At 54.9% G+C, this 17445-nt stretch carries 12 protein-coding genes; 5 read left to right on the top strand and 7 right to left on the bottom strand.

Annotated features, from left to right (window positions below):
• Positions 1 to 11 precede the first annotated feature (11 nt).
• The 6 genes from H9S92_RS14410 to H9S92_RS14385 all read right to left on the bottom strand — a co-directional run bounded on the left by H9S92_RS14410 (position 12) and on the right by H9S92_RS14385 (position 7167).
• Positions 12 to 536 carry a hypothetical protein gene (locus H9S92_RS14410; RefSeq protein WP_187467399.1) on the bottom strand — a complete coding sequence of 175 codons (525 nt, stop codon included), beginning with the start codon at positions 534 to 536 and terminating at the stop codon, positions 12 to 14.
• Entirely contained in the window at positions 529 to 798 is a 270-nt protein-coding gene (locus H9S92_RS14405) for a hypothetical protein (RefSeq protein WP_187467398.1), read from the bottom strand. The genes H9S92_RS14410 and H9S92_RS14405 overlap by 8 nt, the downstream gene beginning before the upstream one ends.
• Before the next feature lie 197 nt (positions 799 to 995).
• Positions 996 to 1859, bottom strand: a complete 864-nt coding sequence (locus H9S92_RS14400) for a hypothetical protein (protein WP_222936116.1) — start codon at positions 1857 to 1859, stop codon at positions 996 to 998.
• A gap of 804 nt (positions 1860 to 2663) precedes the next feature.
• A complete protein-coding gene (locus H9S92_RS14395; RefSeq protein WP_187467396.1) occupies positions 2664 to 3647 on the bottom strand; it encodes a sterol desaturase family protein in 984 nt (327 codons plus the stop codon).
• A 436-nt stretch (positions 3648 to 4083) separates the two neighbouring features.
• The gene (locus tag H9S92_RS14390; protein WP_187467395.1) at positions 4084 to 5481 is read right to left on the bottom strand and encodes an IS4 family transposase; all 1398 of its coding nucleotides are present in this window, start codon (positions 5479 to 5481) and stop codon (positions 4084 to 4086) included.
• 171 nt (positions 5482 to 5652) lie between these two features.
• Positions 5653 to 7167, bottom strand: coding sequence for a M28 family peptidase (locus H9S92_RS14385; protein WP_187467394.1), 1515 nt, complete (start codon positions 7165 to 7167; stop codon positions 5653 to 5655).
• A gap of 498 nt (positions 7168 to 7665) precedes the next feature.
• Here H9S92_RS14385 and H9S92_RS14380 point away from each other — a divergent pair, with 498 nt between their 5' ends.
• Both H9S92_RS14380 and H9S92_RS14375 read left to right on the top strand, forming a co-directional pair.
• Positions 7666 to 9570 (top strand): RecQ family ATP-dependent DNA helicase, encoded by a 1905-nt coding sequence (locus tag H9S92_RS14380; RefSeq protein WP_187467393.1) that lies wholly within the window; start codon positions 7666 to 7668, stop codon positions 9568 to 9570.
• Positions 9567 to 10658 (top strand): glycosyltransferase family 4 protein, encoded by a 1092-nt coding sequence (locus tag H9S92_RS14375; protein WP_187467392.1) that lies wholly within the window; start codon positions 9567 to 9569, stop codon positions 10656 to 10658. The genes H9S92_RS14380 and H9S92_RS14375 overlap by 4 nt, the downstream gene beginning before the upstream one ends.
• A gap of 764 nt (positions 10659 to 11422) precedes the next feature.
• Here the strand turns inward: H9S92_RS14375 and H9S92_RS14370 are convergent.
• A complete protein-coding gene (locus tag H9S92_RS14370) occupies positions 11423 to 12604 on the bottom strand; it encodes a ribonuclease D (RefSeq protein WP_187467391.1) in 1182 nt (393 codons plus the stop codon).
• Positions 12605 to 12862: 258 nt separating this feature from the next.
• Between H9S92_RS14370 and H9S92_RS14365 the strand changes: the two genes are divergently transcribed.
• From H9S92_RS14365 to H9S92_RS14355, 3 genes are all read left to right on the top strand, one after another.
• Positions 12863 to 16045 carry an AsmA family protein gene (locus H9S92_RS14365; protein WP_187467390.1) on the top strand — a complete coding sequence of 1061 codons (3183 nt, stop codon included), beginning with the start codon at positions 12863 to 12865 and terminating at the stop codon, positions 16043 to 16045.
• A 45-nt stretch (positions 16046 to 16090) separates the two neighbouring features.
• The gene (locus tag H9S92_RS14360) at positions 16091 to 16717 is read left to right on the top strand and encodes a metallophosphoesterase family protein (protein WP_187467389.1); all 627 of its coding nucleotides are present in this window, start codon (positions 16091 to 16093) and stop codon (positions 16715 to 16717) included.
• A 218-nt stretch (positions 16718 to 16935) separates the two neighbouring features.
• Positions 16936 to 17364 carry a hypothetical protein gene (locus H9S92_RS14355; protein WP_187467388.1) on the top strand — a complete coding sequence of 143 codons (429 nt, stop codon included), beginning with the start codon at positions 16936 to 16938 and terminating at the stop codon, positions 17362 to 17364.
• Positions 17365 to 17445 lie beyond the last annotated feature (81 nt).

The raw sequence follows: 17445 nt of genomic DNA, 5'->3' as shown, positions 1-17445 counted from the left end.
CAATAAATTTACTAAGAAATACTATACTCATAATAACGTAAATCTGCTCGCTTTATATCTAATCCAGAATATCTTAAAATCGAAAACATCTGAGGGTAATCTATTGGATATTTTTCTCCCTTTAGTGCTTTCCCGTAATTTAATTCTGTTTTAACTTCATCTTTTTTGCAAGAAGTATTTGATGCAATTAGTTCTCTTTTCAATTCACCACTTTTATAAAAACGTATTTCATATGAAAAGTCAATATCACCAATGGCTATTTGAATCACTTCCTTCTCATCTCCTAATAAGCGAATAAACGACAGATAATTTTTGTGGTTGTACAGCGAATAATAAATATTATCCATTATTCCCCACCAACTACCTACTTCTGCTAACCCAAAAGAAAATTGCTTTGTGTCGAATCCATTGATATCCGTTGGAGTAATTTTTCTTATTCCAAAACACGATACAACTGAATCTATAAGTACTTCTTTTGACACATCTCTAACAAACACAACATTTGGCGAATAGATTTGATTTTCTTTATTATTCATAGTCCGATATAAATGGTTTTGAAATTCGCCAAGATTCTTCTATCTCAACTTTACCTTCGTTAATCAATTTTGATGCGTTAAAAAGAGTACTTGCCAACTTTACTCTTCTCCTCTTTTTATCAGCTAAACCATCTTCGTAAAGCTTATTTGTGATTTTTTCAATTAAATCCGATAATGCATCATATCTTAAATTACCTATATTATCTGCCAGTAATTTTGATTTACCCCTGTAGTGCTCAATATAGTCTTTATGGATTTTCATAGGTCAAATTTTTTGTTCTACACAATAATTGGTCTTCAACAGACTGTTTTTACATTTTTCTCGAATACAGTCTCAAAATCATAGATTTTAGTCATAATCTATAGTGGTCGCGTTAGTGTATTTCACAGAACGGCTCGTATACCTGCCGTGCGGAGCTTCGCGGAGCATGGACAGGTATGCATTGTTATGTGCTGCGTTTATTTTTCATTTCTTGATTCTACTTCTCTAAGTTTCTTTGCCCAATATGATTCTCCATTTTCTGGTTCATTATTGTGCTTCAATATCATTTTTAGAGATTTGATATGACTCTCACGATCATCAAGATACTCTGAGAATGTTCTGAAACGATATATCTTACTTTCACTCCATTCATTATTTGAATCTATCCAACTTTGAAAATTAGCTTTAAGAAGTTCTTTTTCATTCATTGAGTAGAGAAACCACATAGGGTCTTCAATTGGCAGAATATAGTCTTTAAAGTATTGATATTTAAAGTCTCTCCAAACTTTTAAGTCATCATCTTTATAACCACAATTTTCGATTGAATTTCCAATGTGCTTATAAATTTTATTTACTATTTCACTTCCTGATTCTGATAAATATTTGAAGGTCTCTTCTTTTCCGCTTGATAAAAGAAATTCTCCGTCAAATCCAATAGATGAGTCAAAGTCTATCATTTTTGTTTCAAAGAACTTAATTACCATTTCTGGTTTTTGATACTTGGAAACTAATAGTGCTGAGAAGTACAAATTGTCAACATCTTCGTTATCGTAGTCAATCTCTGATTTTCTCCAAATTGATTCTTGCTCAAATAAATATTTAGATATCCAAAAATCAGTTTGCTTGAAATCGTTAAACAATGCTATGTTTATCCTAAGTCGTTCAAAATGATTTGATTTGTCATTAGTAAATCTATATTCCTTCAATAGGTTTTTATCGCCTCTAATTAAATTAAGTTCTTCAATATATTTATTAATCAGCGACTTTGTTAATTCCATATTCGATTGTGAATAAGCAGTAATTGAAATACAAGCTATTATTAAGGATAGTATGATTTTCATCTTTTTCTCGTTGCACATAACTACCTTATACCCGCAACAGTCCTGTATCTCAATTGCGCTTTTCGCCGCCCAGGAGGTCATCCAGGGGGCTGACGATGCTGCGCAGGTGCTGATCCAGAAACGTGGGTATAGAGCAGGATAGTCTTGATGTCTTTGTGGCCGAGCAGCTCCTGCATGTAGCGCACGTCGATACCGCGTTAGAGTAAGTGGGTGGCAAAACAGTGATGAAGGGTGGGTGTAAAGCACCGCATTTGGCGCTTGTTCAAACACAAGGTAAGTCTACTCCCATAAATTTCTACCCCTCAGCAAAAAATATTTTCCAGGGCGATGATATGTCCTCCCCCCAACACGGCTTCGCCGTCCATGCGTCGAAGCGGGTTTCGGGCAGGTGGGGTGGTGCGGTAGGAAATAGGCGAAAGGTTTCACCGGGTGGAAGATAGGGCACGGGGGAGGAATTTTCCAAGGGCGAGGGGATAGTTCGGTAGTTCGGTAGTTCGGTAGTTCGGTAGTTTGGTAGTTCTGTAGTTCTGTAGTTCATAGTGCAGTAGTGCATAGTGCATTAAGTGCATAGAACTAGGATGTTCCCTTGCGCTGGCTCCAGCAGTAGCAAATTTTCTCCTCCCAAAATAGGCGCACGCTGGCCGATGGGATACCTTGGACCCAGACCCGGAGGATTCATCCCCTCGTTTTCGTTGCGCGAGGGGACCCTTTAAGACCGATGGAACAGCCTATACAAGATGACTGCATTGCAGTGGCTTAATCATTGGGCGAATATCCAGGTAATCTCCACCGCTGAGCCCTCTCCTACCCTACCCGCTCCCCAAGTTCCCGACCCGGCGCAACAGCCTTCTTACGGCGATAAAACCCATAATGCTTCTCCTTATCCAACACCAAACCCGGGCCGTGAAAGAGGATGCGCCACCAGGCTACGGGATGGCGGTACTTGGCCAGATCGCGCAGGATGTCAACGTGTTCGTGGAATACGAGCTTGACGGGGTTGTAGCTGTTGACGGGCTTGAGGATGCCGTAATTCGGCGTTTCCTCCTCGGCGGCGAAGGTGCCGAAGATCCGGTCCCAGATGATGAAGGCCGCGCCGTAGTTTTTGTCGAGGTATTTTTCGTCGGTCCCGTGGTGCACCCGGTGGTGACTGGGGGTAACAAAAAAGTATTCGATGGGCCACCAGAGCTTACCAATCAGTTCGGTATGGATCCAGAACTGGTACAGTACGCCCAGCTGCATACAGATGAAAAACACGAAGGGATCAAAACCGAGCAGCCCGGCGGGAATAAAAAAGATCACCTTGATGTGCTGCGTCCACGAGAGACGGAAGGTGACGGAGAAATTGTATTGCTCGGAACTGTGGTGCGTAACGTGCGTCGCCCACCAGAAGCGCTGCTCGTGGGCGATGCGGTGGGCCCAGTAGTTGCAGAAATCGACCACAAAAAAGCACAGCACAAAGCTCCACGGCGCTGTCGGGATGTAAAGCGGGGTCAGGTTGTAAAAGAATAGAATGAAGCCGAAAGTCAGGGCCTTCACCATTGCCGTACTGACGAGGTTGCCGACGCCGACGCCAGCGGCCGCCAATCCATCTTTCACGTCGTAGCGGTGCTTGGCGGCCACGGACGGGTCTTGCCCGCTGGCCAAAGCCTCTTCCAGGTGGTGGCGGTACTCCCGCCGGCGCAGGAACCACTCCAAAATGGTGAAAAACAGCATCACCGGCACGGCGTAGACGATCACCGGGGGGAATTCCAGCGCAACGATGTCCTGGTAAGTGTAGTAAGGCTTCATAGACGGAAGATTTAACAATAGCGCAAAGCCACGGCCTCGGACTCTGCCTGTTTCAACACCACTACTGCACTATTCACCGGCGGGGCACTATCCCCCAGCCTCAGGGCTAACGCATCACAACTTAGCGTAATGTGTATTTTCTCCATGATTGCAAAGCGTTTCGCCACATAATGCGATAGTGTACAATAGAATTGCACTTTTTCTCACTTAAAATATTGGTTATGAGCTGGTTTTGAGACCCCTCCCCCGGCCCCTCCCCATGGGAGAGGGGTGACCCGGGAGCCATGATTTCCTTGCTTTAAGTGTTTGATTTTCAGTTAGCTATGTACCTGCATCGGTCTGTAGGAATAGTGTTTTCCTACTTCGCTCTGGGAACAGTAAATATTGCCCTCCAACAGGAAAAAGACCAGAGAGGGTCCCCCCTCTCCTCTGGAGCTTATCTTGGCACAGTTTGGGGTTTTATAAACATTTCGTAGGTTTCACACATCACCTTTAGCTTGTACATGCCCTTGGTAATCACCTTGATTCCGGGGTAAGGCTGTGCTTTGGTTGGCTCAAACTTCACCAGACTGCCAATGGCTAGGCAGGCTTCTTTCAAGGATATGACCGGATGCCCCATAGCTGTTGATAAGATGGTGAGCTCCAAGTCATCCAAACAATGTCTAGCCTGGACCTCCTCCTGTCTCGCCTCATAAACCAGACAAAGTATTTTCCATGCGACTACTGTATTAAGGATCAACCCATTACAAAGAGTTCGGACATCATCAAACTGTAACCACTCTGAGTTTAGAGCTCCGCTTTTCATCGTGTAATGCAGTCGCTCGATCCGCCAACGCAGGCTATAAGAGCGGACTACAAACCGAACCTCCTCCAGGTTAGATACCGGCAGGCTCGTTACTAAAAGCCACTCCGAAGCCCCTTCAGGTTTAAAAACATCCTCACCTCCTTCTGTAATCGAAGCGATTTCGCGTGCTACTACCAAATTGAGCCCCTCTGCGGAATGCAGTCTCTCACTCCGATGTTTATCCGGATGAATCCTGATTGGGGCGGCACTCATCTCAAGGGTAATCCTAACGCGGCGATTCTCCCGGTAAATGCTCACTTCTTCAATGCCTATGATGGGAAGGTTTCGAGCCATTTCAGACAGGTAGCCGATCACGCGTTCGCCGGTAGCCTGCTGTTCGGCACTGATTAATTCGTAGCGGCGAGGCTGATGAACACGGTTAATCAAATGGACATTGGGCAGCCGAGCAGCTTTGAACAAGCCGAGGATATCACTTTCCCGGTCGTTAACAACGGTGAATCTCTTATCGGGCATCTCAGCGGCCAACTCGTTAGCGTAATCGAGACCCACAAACCATTTGTCGGATTCGACCTCCCAAGTATCCTGATGCCCGCCTCGGGTCCAGTTATGTGCCACCGGAACCCCGTGACAAACCCCAGTGCGGGCATTGAGAACCATAACGTTGTGCTGCACAATACCAGGGACTTTGCCTTGAATGGGATTAAGACCCTCTGTTTTTCGATGACCAGGAAAGGTGAAGAAAACCGTATCGGTGGGGATCAAAAAATCAGTATCAGGATCTCCTTTAATCCGACCTAGTGTTGCATCGCGATGACCGGTCAAGAGCGTTTCAGAACTGAGACGCTGATCGCCAAGAACACGCGAGACTATCCGCCGGCTCTTTCCGCAGGCCATACTGAAAGAAGTATGAGGATTGTCATGAAGCAGCATAGCTGCTTTGGCCAGGGTGCCATTCATCTGGGGACGACACCTTGGAATTGGAACGCTAAACTCTGTTGACGCCCAGCCGAATGATAGGTTTTGTTGCATGTTAACTTACATTTGAAACTGTGCCAAGATAAGCCTCTGGAGAGGGGACGGGGGAGAGGTAAAATCAGGTGGGGCAAACACTACTTGAGATTCTACTTCAAAAACACAACCGTCTGTTTTTAAAACACTTATAATTTAAGTATTTCAATGATGCGTTAGCCCTGGCCCAGTCTACCGCTCCTTATACAGCTCCAATCCAGCCGCTTCGTACTTGTCTCCGGCTACCCAGACGGGCCGGGTATCCCGGTTGGCAATCAGGCGCGCGGCAAGGGTGAAGATCTGGCAGTATTCCCGCAGGTAGACCATATCGATGGTCTCCGGGTTGTCGGTGACCTGGTGGTAGTACTTGAACAGCTCGTCGCTGAAGCCCGTGATGCCGGGAGAGAAATTGAGCGCCGGAATGCCTTTGGCGGCAAAGCTGACGTTGTCCGAACGGTCAAAGAGGCCTTGCTCGGGCGCGGGGTCGCTGATCACTTTTTTACCGAAGACTTCGGCGGCGATCCGCACCTGCTCGTCAATCCCCGTACGGTTGGCCCCGATGAGGGAGATGCCCGTTTTGTCGTCGTAGCCCGCGCCGTCGGTGTTGAAGTTGAAGACGGTTTTTTCCAGGGGCACCAGGGGATGCTCGGCGTAGTAGCGGCTGCCCAGCAGGCCCAACTCTTCGCCCGTTACGGCCAGGATGATGATGGAACGCCGGGGCTTTTTCTCCGCGAAGGCGCGGGCTGCGGCCAGCAGTGAGATGGTCCCGAAAGCATTGTCCCGCGCACCGTTGAAGATGCTGTCCTGCTCCGTGAAGGCACCGCCACCCTGCGATCCCACGCCAACGTGGTCGAAGTGCGCCGTCATGATCATGTATTCGTCTTTCAACTCCGGGTCGGCCCCTTCGAGGATCCCCCCGACGTTGAAGCTTTCGAGTTTGGTGGAGCGGATGCCACTGCTGGTCATTTTTCCTTTCAGGCCATTCTTTTTTCCCTGGAGGGCGGTGAGCAACTCGTCGCCCACCCGCACGAAGCCGTAGGGGATGGAGGCTCCGGGACTCCCGTCGTCAAGACCAATCCGCTCACCGCCGAAGTAGCCCTTAAAGCTGTTCCAGGGGAAAGGCATGGCGTAAATTTCGAAGATGCCAACGGCCCCGCGGGCCGCCGCAATCTCGGCTTTCTCGCGCACGCCGCGGAAGATGCCCGATTGCCCTACGTCGCCCGGAATGCCCGCGCGGGTGATGATGATTTTGCCCTTCACGTCGATGTTGGCAAAGTCGTCGTGGTTCGTTGCTTCGTCTACCCAACCGTAATTGGCAAAGACGACGCCAGTGGCGGCGCTGGCGGCGGGGCCCCGCATGATGAGGAGTTCTTCGCCGTGGGTGAAGGAGAGGTCACCGACTTCGAGGCTGCCCGTCGCCGGACTTTCCGTTTGCAGCAGCTGCACGGCCTGGAAGTAGCTGCCGTCGTTGATGGGTGCGTAGCCGTAGGCCCGCAGTTGGGAGGCGATGTACTGGCCGGCAATGACGTTGCCCTGGCTGCCCGTGCGCCGGCCCGCCAGGAAATCGGAGGCGAGGAAGTGCATTTCTCCGGCCAGATCCAGCGTCTGGAAGGAAAATTCGGGCAGGCTGCGGTCGATCGCGTCTTGGCCGGGCAACAAGGTAAAGCCGCCCAGGAAGAGCAGGAAAGTGAAGATGGCTGATTTCATAGCGCGTAAAGATAGTGGCTGTGGCAATTCTCGTGGCGGGGAAATGGACCTTATTGAGTCTTTGGTATTCCTGGCGAGAGAAGGCCATTTTCCGGAGAAAAGTACCTTTAAGAGAAGATAGTCCGGACGCCCGCAGGTCTCCCGCCATAAGTTTTCGCAGTAAATCTGAGTTGGTTTGTGGGCGGGACACGCTACGGGGTCCTAACTTATGCGAATACAAAAGACTCATTATCAATGATTTATGCAGGACCCCGTAGCGTCCTCCCAGCCCCTGGAGCGGAGCGGAAGGGGGTGGGAGGACCTGCGGGCGTCCGGTCTGTCCATCACCCCAACTCACCCCGGAATGCCTCGTCCCCTTCAATCGGAATTCAATCATTGCAGTCTTACTAAAGGACTAAAGTTGAGTTAAGGGCTTTCCCTCCCCTCGCTAATTTGTCCCCTACCCTGCACCTGCGTCCGCGCCCAACTACTTACCTTGCCGTCATAAAACTGCCTGAATTGACGCCTACCGAGATCCTGAAAAAGTACTGGGGCTACTCCGCTTTCCGGCCCGGCCAGGCCGAGATCGTGGAGGCTGTACTGGCGGGGCGCGATACGCTGGCCCTGCTGCCCACCGGCGGCGGCAAAAGCATCTGTTTTCAGGTGCCCGCGCTGGCTTTGGAGGGCGTCACGCTCGTCGTTTCCCCCCTCATTGCGCTGATGAAAGACCAGGTGCGGCAACTGCGCGAGCGCGGCATCATCGCCGACGCGATCTACAGCGGGATGCGCAAAGACGACATCGACCGCATCCTCGATAACGCCGTGTACGGCAACACGAAACTCCTGTATTTGAGCCCCGAGCGCCTGCTGACGGAGCTGGCCAGGGTCCGGATTGAAAAGATGAACGTAGCGCTCATTGCCGTCGACGAAGCCCACTGCATCAGCCAGTGGGGCTACGATTTCCGGCCGCCCTACCTGCGCATTGCCGAGATCCGGGCGCTGCAACCCGAGGCGCCGGTGATTGCCGTGACGGCCACGGCCACCCCGGAAGTGGTGCAGGATATCCAGGACCACCTCCAGTTCGGCAAAGACCGTTTCGTGTACCAACAATCCTTCGGGCGGAGCAACCTGGCTTACGTCGTGCGCCGCCCCGAAAGCAAGGAAAAACAACTGCTGCAGGTGCTGGAAGGGGTGCCCGGAACGAGCATCGTGTACGTCCGCAGCCGGGGCCTGACCAAAGAAATTGCCCTCTCCCTCCAGCGCCGCGGCATCAGCGCGGCCAGCTACCACGCGGGGCTGGAACCCGAGGAAAAAGACCGGCGGCAGGAGGCCTGGATCAAGGGGCAGCTGCGCGTGATCGTAGCCACCAACGCCTTCGGCATGGGCATCGATAAGCCCGACGTGCGCAGCGTCATCCACTACGGTCCGCCCGACTCTCCCGAGGCCTATTTTCAGGAAGCGGGGCGGGGCGGCCGCGACGGGCAGCTGGCCTACGCCATCATGCTCTACCACCCCCACGATGGGGAACGGCTGCGGCAGCAGTTTCTGCAATCTTTCCCCGAAATTGCCGAGATCCGCCGCACCTACCGCGCCCTGGGCAGCTACTTGCAACTGGCCGTGGGCGGCGGAAAAGACGTGGCGTACGACTTCGACATCACGGCTTTTGTCCAGCGCTTCGGCTTCGAGGTGCGCACCGCCCTGGCTTCGCTCAAGGCCCTGGAACGGGCGGGGCATTTGCTGCTGACCGACGCCATTTACCAACCCGCGCGCTTGCAATTCATCGCCACCAAGGAACAGCTTTACGACTACCAGCTCAAGAACCGGGGCCTCGATAAGCTCATCAAATCCATCCTCCGCACCAGCCAGGGGGCTTTTTTGCAGCCCGTCGACCTCCAGGAAGGCGCACTGGCCAACTTCCTGAACCTCCCCCTCGAAGACCTCCAGCGCAACTTCCGCAAGATGGCCAGCGAAGGCATCATCGGCTACTACCCCACCAAGGAAGCGCCGCAGCTGGTGTTCCTGGAAGATCGCGTGGATCCCGACCGCCTTTATTTAGACGTCAAGCAGTACCATTTTTTGCGCGATCGGGCCCAACACCGCATCGAGACCATGATTGCCTACGTCGAAAACGGCGCGGGCTGCCGCTCGCTGAACCTGCTGCGCTACTTCGGCGAAGACCCGACGCTCGACTGCGGAATTTGCGACGTATGCCGGGCAAAACTGGCGGCGGGCGAAGAGGTCCTGACGCCCAAAAAAGTCTACGCCGACCTCCGCGCCCGCCTGGAGCAGGAGGGTGATATGCTGCTGGAAGACCTCTGCAAAAATTACGGCGCAGTGCGGGCCCAGGCCACGAAAACCATCGTGCAACACCTCATCAACGAAGGCCTCTTCATCCTGGATGGCCGCTACGTCCGCCAGCCATGAAAATCGTCTGCACCGTCACCAACGACCTGAGCCACGAGCAGCGCATGGACCGGGTCTGCACCAGCCTGGTGAAGGCCGGGCACGAGGTCACGCTGGTCGGTCGCCTGCGCGTGGGCAGCCGGGAGCTGCCGGAAAAACCCTACCGGCAGTACCGCATCAGTTGCCGCTACAACCACGGTAAGCGCTTTTACGCGGCCTACAATTACCAGTTGTGGCGGACGCTGCGGCACTGGGATTTTGACGCCCTGTGCGCCGTCGATCTCGACACCCTGCCCGCTGGCGTAGCCCTGACGAACGGCCGCCGCAAGCTCATTTTTGATGCCCACGAATGGTTCAGTGAGACGCCCGAAGTGGTGGGCCGCCCCCTGGTGCGGGGCGTCTGGCGGGGCCTGGGCAAGGCGCTGGTGCCGCGTACCGACCTGCGCTACACGGTCGCGCCGGTGCTGGCCGAAAAGCTGGGGGCGGAGTACGGTGTACCCTTCGGCACCGTCCGCAACCTCCCCTTGCGCAGCCACCGGGAACCCGCGCCGGTGCCCGCCCAAAAAATCATCCTCTACCAGGGCATGCTCAATCCCGGCCGCGGCCTCGAAGTCGCCATCGCGGCCATGCAGTGGTTGCCCGACTGCGAACTGTGGCTGGTGGGGAAGGGTCCGGAAGAGGGCGCTTTACGCAGGTGCCAGGAACGCTTGGAGGAGCCGGGGAAAGTCCGTTTCCTCGGCTTTCGCCCTCCGGAGGAATTGCCCGATCTGACGCGAAAGGCCTGGCTGGGCCTTAACCTGCTGGACGCCGTAAGCCCCAGCTACTACTACAGCCTGGCCAACAAAGCCCTGGATTACGTACAAGCCGGTCTCCCCTCCGTGCAGATGGACTTCCCCGAGTACCGCGCCCTCCAAAACCAGCACCACTGCTACCTTCTGCTGGACCAACTCGACGCCCGCGCCCTGGCCCAACGCATCGCCACCCTGGCCAATGACCCCGCCGCCTACGAGCAACTGCGCGCCAACTGCCTGCGCGCCGCCGAGGTGCTTTGCTGGGAACGGGAGGAAGAGGTATTGCTGGGCTTGTGGGCGGACCTGGCCCCTGGTTGAGCCGTTGTGCGGCGAAGGGTGGTGCCTGACGGCACTACCGTTTTTTGAACCACTAAGAACACGAAGAGGGACTAAGGCTTTGGGGGAGCTTCGCTCTCCTTTTTGAACCACTAAGCGCACGAAGAGGGACTAAGGTATGGCAGGAAAACCTGGTTGAGGGTGTCTCAACTCAAATAGGAAGACCCGGTTGAGGGTGTCCCCACCCGAACATCCACGATTCGGGTAGGGACACCCTACATCCCGCACATTTTGCGCTTTCTGAACCACTTGTTGAAGCTTCGCTCTCCTTTTTTTGAACCACTAAGGACACGAAGAGGGACTAAGATGGGCCTGGCCAAACTCCAAGCAACTCCATGCTCCAACTCCATGCAACTCCATGGGCAAAAACAGCCGGACCAGAGGTCCGGATCCAGCCAGCAACTCCATGAGCTAAGAAGGGACCTTCGGTCTTGGTAGTCGGGCTGAAGCCGCGACAATACCTTGAGCGAAACTCCATGCTCCAACTCCATGCAACTCCATGGGCTAAAACCAGCCGGACCAGAGGTCCGGATCCAGCCAGCAACTCCATGAGCTAAGAAGGGACCTTCGGTCTTGGTAGTCGGGCTGAAGCCGCGACAATACCTTGAGCGAAACTCCAAGCAACTCCATGCTCCAACTCCATGCAGCATGAAATACTGCGAAGCAAACTCCATGGGCTAAAAACCACCCGGACCAGAGGTCCGGATCCAGCCAGCAACTCCATGAGCTAAAAACAGCGAAAGCGCTTAAGCCCCCGGCACCAACGCAATTTTCCCGCCCTCAATGCGCAGCGTAAGCTGATCGAAGTTCTCGATCCAGGTGATGAAGTCTTCGCCCAGCAGTTCCTGTCGCCAGCCGCTGCCGAGGATGGCGGCGCGGGCTTCGGGTTCCTGCTTCATCCGTTTGATGGCGTTGCGGGGCATGACCAGGGCGTGGCTGATGTCGGCTTCGGAGGCGCGGTACTTCATGATGAGGTAGAGCAGCTCGATGAGCATATCGTCTTCCTCTTCTTCCTGGCTGGAGCGTTGGACGCTCTTGATGATGGCGTTTTCTTCGTCGCTGGCCGGCTTGTTGTACATATCTACGAACATCTGGCCGTAGCGTTGGATGGTCTTGGCGGGCAGGCGACGGTTTTCGAGCATGGCTTCCATCCCCCCGCGTACGCCGCGGAGGAGCTGGCTGATGATTTTGCTGGGCAGGATCATCTCCTTGCTGTAGTTTTTTTCCTCCGCCACCGAACGACGCCACTCAAAAAGGCGCAGGAGGAAGAGGCGTTCTTTGGACCGGCTGGAGCGCGCCAGGTTGCTGTTGAGGAACTCGTGATGGGGGTCGCGGTAGTAGTAGGCGGGGTCGGCCATGACGTTGCATTCCTCGAGGGCCCAGGCCTGGCGACCGTTTGTGGCGAGTTTGGCCATGATCTTGTCGTAGAGCTCGCGCAGGTAGAGCACGTCGTTGAGGGCGTACTTGATCTGCTTTTGGCTCATGGGGCGCTGGGACCAATCGGTAACGGCAAAGCCCTTGCCGAGCATATCGCCCGTTTCTTCCTCGACCAATTTGGCGAAGCTCAAGGGGTAGCGGTGACCGATGAAGCCCGCTGCCACCTGCGTATCAAAGAGGTTTTTGGGGACCAGGCCGTACTGCTGGTAGAGCAGGCGGTAGTCGTTGTCTCCGGCGTGGGTGATGGTTACGATGTTTGGGTCGGCCAGCAGGTCGAGAAAAGGCGTGAGATCGGAGATGGAAATGGGATCGATCAGGTAGTAGCCGCGGTCGCAGCTGACCTGGATGAGGCAGAGCAACGTGAAGTAGCGTTTTTCCCCGATGAATTCGGTGTCGAAACCCAACCAGGTGATGCCCTGGCAGTCTCTTTTGAATTGTTCCAGGCCTTCCTGGGTGTCGATAAATACGTAATCAACGGTGCGTTCTGACATCAAAACTGTTTTAGGAAGCGCAAGGTAAGCCGGGTGCCGTAAGTTGTGGGGGAAAATGTGGGAAAGGTCACGCTTTTTACCACCCGGACACCGTTATTCCCTGGGAATCTGGCGGGGCGGGAACGGAAAAAACCCAGCCGGATCGTCCGGGAACCAGTGGGCCGTTGTGCAAACACCTGAGTCTTTACTGCGTTTACCTAAAGGCGCCCATTGCTGCTTACTTTTTTGCCTGCCAGGGCTACTGGAACCTACCTACCAATGAAAATATTCAAACGCATTCTCCTTGCCATCGTCGCTTTCCTCGTTTTGGGCATCGCCTTTTTGCTGGCGGCACCCATCCTGTTTAAGGACAAGATTATGGCCAACGTCAAATCCAGCGCCAACCAGGCCCTCAACGCCAAGGTAGACTTCCGGGACGTCAACCTGAGTTTCCTGCGGAGCTTCCCCGACGTGGCCCTATCGATCGACGATCTGGAGGTGGTGGGCATCGATACATTCGCCGGCCTGCCCCTGCTGACGGCGAAGAACGTGGGCGTTGACGTAGGCTTCTGGTCCGTCGTCGGCGGAGACGGCAACTACTACATTGACGAAGTGCGGATGGATTCCCCGACGATCAACCTGCTCGTACTGACGCCGGAGCTGGCCAACTACCTGATTGTCCCCGAGTCAGACTCCCCCGCTCTCGCAGATACGGTCACGGCACCTGCGACCGCGCAAATCAACCTCGAACACTACGAAATTCAGAACGGCACCCTGGTCTACGACGACCGCACTACCGAGACCTACCTTAAAATCGAGGGTCTCGATACCCGGGGCGACGGCGATTTTACCGCCAGCATTTTTGACCTCGACACCTATTCCGAAGCCGCTGCGCTGACCCTGCGCCAGGGCGGGATGACTTACCTGAGCAAAGTGAAAGTTGTGGCCGACGCCATCGTGAACGTTGATCTGGACAACAGCCGCTACACCTTCCGGGAAAATGCCGTGCGCCTCAATGCCCTTGACCTTGTCTTCGACGGCAGCATTGATTTGGAAGACAACGACGACATTGTCTTTGACCTCACCTACTCCGCCCCCGCCAACGATTTCCGGCAGCTCTGGAGTTTGATCCCCGCCGCCTACACCCAGGGCTTCGAGGAAGTGCAAACCAGGGGAACCTTTACCCTGAACGGGACGGTGAACGGAGCCTACAACGGCGAAAAAGAAATCTACCCTGCTTTTACGGTGCAGACCGACATCAGCGGCGGCAGCGTCCAGTACCCCGGCCGGCCGGTGGGCCTGACGGGCATCGATGCCCAGGTGGCCGTCAACAGCCCAAGCAGTGATCTGGACCAGCTGAAGGTGGACATTTCCCGCTTCAATTTCAACCTGGGCGGCGATGATTTTGCCGGCAGTTTCAGGCTTTCCACGCCCCTGAGCGACCCCAACGTAGACGCGCGACTGAAAGGCAAAATCGATCTCGACAAATGGGCCAAAGCCATCCCCCTCGACGGCGTACGGGAACTCGGCGGCATCATCCTGGCCGACATCACGATGAACAACGTGCGGCAGAGCCTCCTCACCGCCGGCCGCTACGCCGAAGTGGCCCTGAGCGGGAATGCGAGTGTGCGCCAGTTGGTCTACGTGGCCGACGATCTGCCCGCCGTGCGGATTGCTACGGCTGCCGCCGACTTTACCCCGCAGGCGGTCAACATCAACGACTTTCAGGCCACCCTCGGGCGGAGCGACCTGCAAGCAAGTGGCCGGATTACCACGCCGCTGGCCTACTTCAGTCCGACCCAGACGATGCGGGGCGACATGACGATCCGCTCCCGCTTCTTTGACGCCGACGAGTGGATGGAGGAAGAAAGTTCGGCAGCCGTGAGTCCCGCCGAATTGGGCGTTGCAGCAGCCGCTCCCACCAGCGAAAGCGAAGTTTTTGACCGTTTCGATTTTGACATCGACGCCGAAATCGACGAACTGCAGTACACCAGCTACCGCCCCAAAAACCTGAAAGCGGTGGGCAACATCAAGCCCAACCAGCTTTCCATTGCCACGGCCAGTGGGACTTTGGGCAGCAGCAGCTTCAGTGGAACGGGAACCATCACGAATCTCTTTGACTATACCTTCGGCAACGGCGTGCTGGGCGGAGACCTGAGCGTGCGTTCGCCGTTTATTGACCTGGCCGACTTCATGGAGGAGGAAAGCAGCACCGCAACGGCGGAGCCTGCGACGGCGACCGGGGAAGAAGCTTCGGCAGCCATCCCCGTACCCGCCAACATCAACCTGAAGATGGACGTGGTGGCCGACCGGGTGAAGTACGATAACCTCACCCTGAATGCCATGCAGGGCAAAATGCTGGTGCAGGGTGGACAGGCCGTGATTGAAGACGGATCGGCGGCGCTGCTGGGCGGGCGGATGTCCTTTGCCGGAGCTTACGACACGAGTGAGCCGGGCGACCCGGGCTTCCGATTCCACTATGACCTGAGCGCGCTGGACTTTAAGGAGTCTTTTGCGGTCCTCAACAGCTTTGCGGCGCTGGCCCCGATCGGGAAATTCCTGGAAGGCAACTTCAGTACCGACCTGGTGCTGGAGGGCAAGCTGGGCCCCGACCTCTTTCCCAAGCTCAATACCATTGATGCCCAAGGCTTTTTCCAGACGGCGGAGGCCCGCCTGACTGCCTTCCCTCCCCTGCAAAAGATCGGGCAGGCCCTCGACGTCGAAACCCTGAAACAGAGCGCGGTTTTCAAAAACCTGATGACCGTTTTTCAGATCAACGATGGTAAAGTCAGCATCGAACCCTTTGACCTGAAACTGGCCGGCATCCCCATGACGGTAGCCGGTACCCACGGGCTGGAGCAGGACATGAACTATACCATCAACGCCGCCATTCCCCGCTCCCTGATCAAAGGCAATATCGTCACGGGAACGGCGCTATCGGCCCTGGATAAGCTGGCGGGCGAAGCCGGTAAACTTGGCCTGAACATCACCCCCGGCGATACCCTCAACATTGCCATTGGCCTGACGGGCAGCATCGGTAGTCCGCAAACCTCCTTCAAGCTCCTGGGCACCAACGGCAGTGGCCCCCAAACGGTGGAGGATGCGGTAAAAGACCGCCTCCAGAACGAACTGGATACCCGCCGCGACGAAGTAGAAAATGAAATCAACCAGCAAGTAGACGCCGTCCGGCAAGACGCCGAGCGCCGCCTCGATAGCCTGAAGAACATTGCCACCGACCGTTCCCGCGCCATCCAGGACTCCATCCGCAACGCCGTCAACGCCCAAACGAACCGGTTGCGGCAGGAAGCCGAGCAACGGCTCCGCATGCAGTTGGATTCAGCGCGGCTCGACTCGCTGCGCCGCCTCCTCCCGCCCGGCGTCAATGAGAATGCCAACAAGGTGAAGGAGGAGTTGGAGAAGTTCAATCCGTTCAAAAAGAAGAAACCCGGGGGCGGCAGATAGCGCCGCTTGCCCGGGTCAGCACGCGCAATTACCTTAGCCCTTACTATGCCCCGTTACGCCCTGACTGATCTCCACGGTTGCCCGAAGACTTTTTTGACCATGCTGGCGAAAATCGGCCTGACCCGGGAGGACGACCTGTTTTTGCTGGGCGATTACGTTGACCGGGGGCCAGATAGCGAAGGAATGCTGACGGCGATCTGGGACCTGGAAAACCAAGGCTACCGGGTGACCTCGCTGATGGGCAACCACGAAGCAATGTGGCTGAACGACCTGTATCTGGAGATGGCACGCGGTAATTCCCTGGGCCCCATCCGCAGCCAGGCCCTGGAGTGGATGTACCGGCTGCCGCGCTACGCGGAAACGCCCGGCTACCTGCTCGTTCACGCTGGCTTAAACTTCCGCCACCCCAATCCGCTGCACGATCAGGAGTCCATGATCTGGATCCGCAATTGGTACGAATCCCTTGATAAAGATTGGCTGGGCGACCGCGTGCTGGTCCACGGCCACACGCCAGAGCCACTACAAAGCGTGCAGTACGGCATTGAACACATCCAAAGAGACCAGCGGGTGTGCATTGACAGCGGCTGTGCTTTCACCCTGCCGGGAATGGGCTACCTCACCGCCCTGAACCTGGACACCCAGGAAGGAATTTACCTGAAGCGGGTGGATTAAGAGCGTGTCTAAATTTTTACTTCCTGATAACCAAGTAGTTTGCTACGCAGTACTTCGTGCTATGAACCTGGCGTCACAAAAAATGGCTTACGTAGTCCACTATGCGCGCAATTTTTTGTCTAGCCAGAACCATAAGTCATTGATTATCAGTTCTTAAAAATTTAGACACGCTCTAAGGCGTGGCCTCCGCCTACTTTTGCCCTTAGAAAATTTATCGCATGCGCTTGCTCTGTTCCCTGCTCCTTTCCGCCCTGCTCCTTTCCTGTGCGGGAGATGGCTTTGACTCCACGGCCTTCCCCGCCGACCAGATCGACGTGGAGCTGGCCCACAAGCGCCTGAAAGACCACGGTGACCTGGAGCCCGTCTTGCTGGAGGAACAACCCGTAGAGGGCTGGCAATTCTACGTGGAGGGTTACGAAAAAGTGGCGGGCCTGGGCGGCGACCCCGTAGAACGCTACCGCTTGAAAGACCGCAGTGGCGTGCGCTACGAGGTGAATTCCGCTACCAGTCCGGAAGTAATTGCGGTGCTCCAAACCGGGCAGTATGGCTTTGCCCGGGGCCGCGTGGGGGCCGTTAAGCGGGACCTGCTCGCAGGAGATATTGAAGCCGAGTTGTTGCTGACGGCGTGGCAGGTCAGGGAAGAGTGATTTTTTCCCTTGCTCCTCCCCCTTTGGGGGTTGGGGGGCGTCCTAACTCCCCCCTTCGGGGGGTCGGGGGGGAGCACCTGC

Origin of the sequence: Neolewinella lacunae, from assembly GCF_014349155.1 — a bacterium.
Classification (GTDB): Bacteria; Bacteroidota; Bacteroidia; order Chitinophagales; family Saprospiraceae; genus Neolewinella; species Neolewinella lacunae.
This window is presented reverse-complemented; position numbering and strand designations above follow the sequence as displayed.

Excerpts from the sequence above, each read along its gene's own strand:
- H9S92_RS14410 (WP_187467399.1), bottom strand. The coding sequence starts at position 536 with ATGAATAATAAAGAAAATCAAATCTATTCGCCAAATGTTGTGTTTGTT.
- H9S92_RS14405 (WP_187467398.1), bottom strand. The coding sequence starts at position 798 with ATGAAAATCCATAAAGACTATATTGAGCACTACAGGGGTAAATCAAAA.
- H9S92_RS14400 (WP_222936116.1), bottom strand. The coding sequence starts at position 1,859 with ATGAAAATCATACTATCCTTAATAATAGCTTGTATTTCAATTACTGCT.
- H9S92_RS14395 (WP_187467396.1), bottom strand. The coding sequence starts at position 3,647 with ATGAAGCCTTACTACACTTACCAGGACATCGTTGCGCTGGAATTCCCC.
- H9S92_RS14390 (WP_187467395.1), bottom strand. The coding sequence starts at position 5,481 with ATGCAACAAAACCTATCATTCGGCTGGGCGTCAACAGAGTTTAGCGTT.
- H9S92_RS14385 (WP_187467394.1), bottom strand. The coding sequence starts at position 7,167 with ATGAAATCAGCCATCTTCACTTTCCTGCTCTTCCTGGGCGGCTTTACC.
- H9S92_RS14375 (WP_187467392.1), top strand. The coding sequence starts at position 9,567 with ATGAAAATCGTCTGCACCGTCACCAACGACCTGAGCCACGAGCAGCGC.
- H9S92_RS14370 (WP_187467391.1), bottom strand. The coding sequence starts at position 12,604 with ATGTCAGAACGCACCGTTGATTACGTATTTATCGACACCCAGGAAGGC.
- H9S92_RS14365 (WP_187467390.1), top strand. The coding sequence starts at position 12,863 with ATGAAAATATTCAAACGCATTCTCCTTGCCATCGTCGCTTTCCTCGTT.
- H9S92_RS14360 (WP_187467389.1), top strand. The coding sequence starts at position 16,091 with ATGCCCCGTTACGCCCTGACTGATCTCCACGGTTGCCCGAAGACTTTT.
- H9S92_RS14355 (WP_187467388.1), top strand. The coding sequence starts at position 16,936 with ATGCGCTTGCTCTGTTCCCTGCTCCTTTCCGCCCTGCTCCTTTCCTGT.